This is a genomic window from Ornithinicoccus halotolerans, assembly GCF_009602535.1.
GTDB lineage: Bacteria > Actinomycetota > Actinomycetes > Actinomycetales > Dermatophilaceae > Ornithinicoccus > Ornithinicoccus halotolerans.
Window position 1 is genome coordinate 1 of the sequence record NZ_WIQI01000139.1, and the last position, 5,808, is coordinate 5,808.

At 69.5% G+C, this 5,808-nt stretch carries 3 protein-coding genes; 2 read left to right on the forward strand and 1 reads right to left on the reverse strand.

Features of this window, described 5'->3' with window-relative positions; all coding sequences use genetic code 11:
• A partial coding sequence (locus GFJ45_RS14750; RefSeq protein WP_194288702.1) for an asparagine synthase-related protein occupies nt 1-931 on the reverse strand: 931 nt, incomplete at its 3' end.
• Between the two features lie 751 nt (nt 932-1,682).
• Between GFJ45_RS14750 and GFJ45_RS14755 the strand changes: the two genes are divergently transcribed.
• Nucleotides 1,683-3,899 (forward strand): FG-GAP-like repeat-containing protein, encoded by a 2,217-nt coding sequence (locus tag GFJ45_RS14755; protein WP_153398539.1) that lies wholly within the window; start codon nt 1,683-1,685, stop codon nt 3,897-3,899.
• 77 nt (nt 3,900-3,976) lie between these two features.
• The coding region (locus tag GFJ45_RS14760) for a peptidoglycan-binding protein (protein WP_194288703.1) at nt 3,977-5,808 on the forward strand (1,832 nt) is incomplete at its 3' end.

A 5,808-nucleotide genomic window follows, 5' to 3' on the forward strand; every position in this document is an offset into this window, starting at 1 on the left:
CCTCAGGGTGTCCGTCGACCAAGTCCCACTCGGTTCTGAAGGCCTCCCGAGCCCGGTCGCGGATGTGGTGCGCCAGCTCAGCAGACAGCAAAGGCGCCCTGGGATCGGTCTTGCCCGCCATGCGCTGCCACAGCAACGTGCCCCGCTCTCGGTGCGTCCTGCCCCGCATAGCGATCGGTGAGGCCATGCGGTTCTTGAGGAGGACGTCCCCGGCGATCCCGTCGAAGACCGGGGCGCGGCGGGACCGGGCCAGGGCCGCGGCGGGCTCGAGCCAGGCGTGCTCCGCTGTCTCGTACCCGACCCGGCGGAACGCGCGACGGTAGTAGGCCGGGAGCGAGGTGGCCTCAGGGTCCACGACCTCCTGCTCGATCCCGAGCCGGTCGGCAACGGCACGGCTGAACGCCACATCTGCGTCAAAGCCGTCGCGGTGAGTAGTCGTGGTGAGGGCTCGGACCGCATCACCCGGCATCCGCCGGGCCAGGACACCGCCGAGCATCCGAGAGTCCCATCCACCGCTCAGCATGAGCGTCACCGAGCCGTCCGGCGCCTCGCCGAGCGCTCGGGCAGCCGCGCGGCCGACCACGCGGGAGACAGTCTCCGCCACGTCCATGGGCGACAGCCGACGGGCAAGGGGCTCGGTGGACTCCGGGATCCCCACGCGCCGGGTAGGTCGAGTGCTCCCATGGCCGAAGTGGAGACTCCCCCCTGGCCGGATCCGCCGGATCTCCTCGAACGGAGTCTGTTCACCGATCGGATGGCGCATGACCATGATGCTCGCCCAGGCGTCCCAGTCCGCATGGAGGGCACGGCTTGACGCCTCGACGAGCCGGGCGAGGGAGGTGCAGAAGAGCCAGCTGTCGCCCTGCTGGAGGTAGTACAGCGGTTGGACCCCCCAGGCGGAGGCATGGACGGTGACCGTGTCGGCGGTCACCGCCACCCCGCACGCCCCGAGGTCCTCGGCCGCCGAGCGCCAGGTTGTCGGCGGTGGCCCATCGTGCAGCCGGTGCCACATCAGCCCCGATACCTGGTCTCCTCCCCACTGCTCGAGTCCACCAGAGCTCCACACCCGAACCCGACCCCGGACCACTGAGTAGGGCAGATCAGCGACGGCGCGGGTTCCCTCGAGGATGCAGCCGCTGTTGCCCCGGCCGGCGACCGTCACCCTGCCCAGTACCTCGGGCCACACGTCGCTCTCCCTCCACCAAGTCGGGCCTGGCGCGACCGGCGGCCGCCCCCACCTACCTACCACGAGGGCAGGCGATGCGCTGCCGCCGCGGCGCAGCCGAGGCTGCTGGGACATATATCACGGACATCACCGGCCGACCGCTCCCGGGACCTCTCGAGTGCCCCACGGTAGCGGAGGAATGAATCACGGCCTTGTAATTCTGAACCTTGCTGGAGAGAACCTTGAATTACAATGCTGTACTTAGTGCTTCAACTTTGTTTTGACCCACAGCAGCGCTATTCTCAGTATGCCCACACGCCACAAAATCCCCACATATTGCCTCGTCCCAGCCCAGGGTTCCGCCCCCCCTGGCGGGTGGCCGCACCGGCGCGTCCCTTCCCGCCTTCCTCACGATGTCCTCGCACTCCCGTGCAGGTCCCTCAAGCCGAGGTCGTCGCGAGGCGGATAGCGGATACCACCAGGGTCCGGCTTCTTCGGAAAAGAAAGCACGTTGCCCATGACTCGCGTTCGCCTCACCGCACTCCTTACTGCCGCCGTCCTGGCCGTTCAGGCTCCACCGGCACTCGCCGACCCCGTCGATCCGGGTGACCTGGCCGGGGACGGGCACGAGCACGCCGACAGTCCCAAGGGTCTGCACGGTGACCACTTCGCCGAGGCGTTGACGGTGCCCGCGGATCCGTTCGTGGTGGACAACACCACGGTGGGCCCTCAGCTGATGGCCACGCAGCCGCACGAGTGGGTCGGCGCGCCCCCGGACCCAGGGCTGATTCCCGAGAAGTGGCATCGGGTCACCCCGGCGGAGACCATCACGCCCTCCAGCACCGACGAGCTCATGGCTTCGGACACCGGCTACTTCGCCGCGCTGGCGGAGGACCCTGAGGGGGGCACAGCCACCGATGGACCGGCACCGGAGGAGGTCGAAGAGCGGGCGTCCCGCGAGGACGACGAGGCGGTGACGACCGCTGCCCCCGGTGAGGACGAGGCGGTGACGACCGCTGCCCCCGGTGAGGACGAGGCGGTGACGACCGCTGCCCCCGGTGAGGACGAGGCGGTGACGACCGCTGCCCCCGGTGAGGACGACGCGCCGGCGGGAGCGGCCGACGACGAGCCAGTTGTCCTGGACGACGGCACGGTGCAGTTCGGCACCACGGCGGTCAAGGCTCCGCCGAGCAAGCGGCTCCCCTCGACGCTCGACGCCACGGCCGGCTGGCAGTACACCTACTCCTGCGACCCGAACAACAAGACCGGAATGGTCAAGTTCGGCCAGCTGGTGGGCCAGCACTACGGGTACCCCAAGTTCTACACCTCCCGGGCGTGCATCGCCGGCGACAACAGCCAGCACTACGAGGGACGAGCCCTCGACTGGCCGATGAACGCCTACAACCGCACCCAGAAGGCCGTGGGGGACTCGGTCGCCCAGTGGCTGACGGCGAACAACGGTGAGATGGCGCGCCGGTTCGGTGTCATGTCCGTGATCTGGAACCGCAAGAGCTGGTACGCCTCCGCGCCGGGCCGCTGGTACGACTACACCGGTCCCAGCCCGCACACCGATCACCTGCACATCAGCTTCACCTGGGACGGTGCCATGGGCCGGACGTCGTGGTGGACGGGCCGCGCGGTCACCGCCGTGGACCACGGCACCTGCCGCGTCTACTCGGGGCAGTACGCCCCCCGCTACACGGGTCGGCGCACCAGCCCTTGCCCCACGACCCTGCCTCGACCCCCCAAGTCCGACTACCCAGTGGTGCTGCCGAACGCCCGGAACAACTACGTCAAGACGGCGCAGCGCCAGCTTGGCTTCTCCGGTTCGGACGTCGACGGCTCGTTCGGGCCGATGACCCTCGGCGCGCTGTTGAACTACCAGCGCACCCGTGGTCTGCCCGTGACCGGTGTGCTCGACAACGCGACCTGGCACGCCTTTGCCACGCGCACCTCCGCAGGCGACGGCACGCAGTCCGGTTATGACGGCGACGCCCACGGCGATGTGCTGATCCGCCGACAGAACGGCGACCTGATGATGTTCTCCGGCAACGGCTCCGGCTACGTGCGCCGTCCCCCGGTGACGATCGGCTCCGGCTGGGGCCAGTTCCGGCAGATCACCGCTAGCGATGACATGGACGGTGACGGCCACAGCGACCTGCTGGCGGTGGACCGCAGTGGCCGGCTGTTCATCTACTCCGGGACCGGCAACGGTGGACAGAAGGGTCGCACCTGGGTCGGGTCGGGCTGGGACCAGTACCGGGACGTGTACGGCCCTGGTGACCTCAACGGCAACGGCACCAACGACGTCATCGCGCGCGGGACCGATGGGCGGCTGTGGTTCTACGACGGCCGGGGGAACGGCTCTCTCAACCGGCGGGTGCTAGTCGGCACGGGAGGCTGGAATCAGTTCTCCGAGCTGATCCCGCTCGGTGACTTCACCGGCAACGGCCGGCCGGACGTCGCTGCGAGGACCACGAGCGGCAAGCTCCTGATCTACCAGGCGCTGGCCAACGGGAGGCTGGGGAACCGGTTCCGCATCGGCGCCGGCTGGGACATGTTCACCGACGTCTTCTCGGCCGGTGACATGAACGGCGACGACAAGCCAGACCTGTACGGCCGCACGAGATCGGGCGCGCTCTACTACTACGCAGGCACCGGCTCCCAGCTGGCTCGCCGGCAGGTGGTGGCCTCCTCTGGCTGGAACTACCCCTACTACGTGGGCGTCCGCTGAGCCGGTATCGCCGGATCCCGGCCGCCGCCCCGCTGCTCCTCCCGAGAAGGTTCCAAGCAAGGCAAGGACAACACCGCATGAACTGGTTCCGCACGCCCCTGGCCTCACTACTCGCCTGCACGTTGGTGCTCGGGCCCAGCGTGACCGTCGGTCACGCGCAGCAGGATGCGCCGAGGGCAGGCGCCGGCGGCGTCGCCCCCGAGATCGTCACGACCGAGGTGCGTGGGGTGGACGCGGAGGCCGCAGCCGAGGCGCCGCCCGTGCCTGCGCCCGAGCCAAGCGGCTCGCCGGGCGAGCTTCGAGGCGCCGCAGCCCCGGCGACGGTGGCCCTCACCCCCGAGCTCGACGTGCCGCAGTTCGCTGTGGTGGCGGTCACCTGGGACGGGGGGGAGCGGCTGGAGCCGGTGGACATTGCGGTCCACGTACGGGTCCGTGAGGCGTCCGGATGGACCGGGTGGGAGCAGTTGCAGCTCCTGGACGACCAGCCCGACCCGGACGTACGCGAGGCCGAGGGCGTGCGGCAGGGGACTGACCCGCTGTTCACCGACGGCGCGGACGGCGTCCAGGTCCGCGTGGCCACGACGAGCGGTGCGGCTCCGGCCGACCTGCAGGTGGCGACCATCAACCCCGGTGAGTCCGAGACTGACGGCGAAGAGCAGGGCACGACCATGCTCACCGCGAGCTCAGCCTCACCCGGGCCCACCATCATCACCCGCGCCCAGTGGGGGGCCGACGAGTCGATTCGGCGCGACATCCTGGGCACGAACACCACGGTCAAGTCGGTGGTCATCCACCACACCGCGGGCTCCAACAGCTACACCAGGGACAGCGCCGCGGCGCAGATGCGCGGCATCTACGCCTACCATGCCAAGACTCTGGGGTGGGGCGACATCGGCTACCACTTCGTGGTCGACAAGTTCGGGCGCATCTACGAGGGGCGGGCAGGGTCCTTGACGACGTCTGTCAAGGGCGCCCACGCGGGCGGCAACAACGTCGACACCATGGGGGTCTCCGCCATGGGGAACTACGACGTCACTGCGCCGCCACAGGCGATGGTCGATGCGATGGCGCGGGTCACCGGCTGGAAGCTCTCGCAGTACGGCGTCAACCCCTCCGGCACAGCCACCCATCGCGTGGGGGGTGTCAGCGGGTCCAGGTACCCCAACCGCACGACGGTCACCCTCCCGACCGTGAACGCCCACCGGGACACCTACTACACGGCATGCCCGGGCCGTTACCTCTACCCGAAGATGGCTGAGATCCGGTCCAAGGCCAGCAGCTACGCCCGCTCGACGCCAGGCCTCCCGGCCGGCGACCACCTCATGCAGACCTACGGTGACAAGGTCCTCAAGCCCGGTGCCCGGAACCAGGCGGTCCGGGCGCTGCAGGACGCGCTCAACAGGTGGGGGTTCTCCGCCGGGACGGTCGACGGCATCTGGGGCGCGAGGACCAGCTCTGCGGTTGCCTCGTTCCAGCGGGCGAAGGGGCTACCGGTGGACGGTGAGATCAGCGGTAACGACTGGCGGCTGCTGTCCGGCCTCCCGCCGAGCGGCACCCTGATGTACAACACCTACGGGCACCTGACGCTACGGAACGGGTCCCGGGGTGAAGCGGTGCGCGCACTGCAGTACGCCCTCAACGAGAGCGGGCACCAGGCGGGGACTGCGGACGGTGCGTGGGGCGCCAAGACCGGCGCGGCTGTGGAGTCGTTCCAGCGCGCGAGCTCCCTCGCCACGGACGGTGACGTCGGGGACAACGACTGGCGGGCCCTGGCCGGCCTTTCCTACAGCAGGACCGGTCCGCCCTCCGGCTCCCCGGGAGTGGGGACGGCCGTGGGGTATGACGGTGATGGGTACGGGGATGTGTTGATGCGGCGGTCGAACGGGGATCTGATGATGTTCTCCGGTGA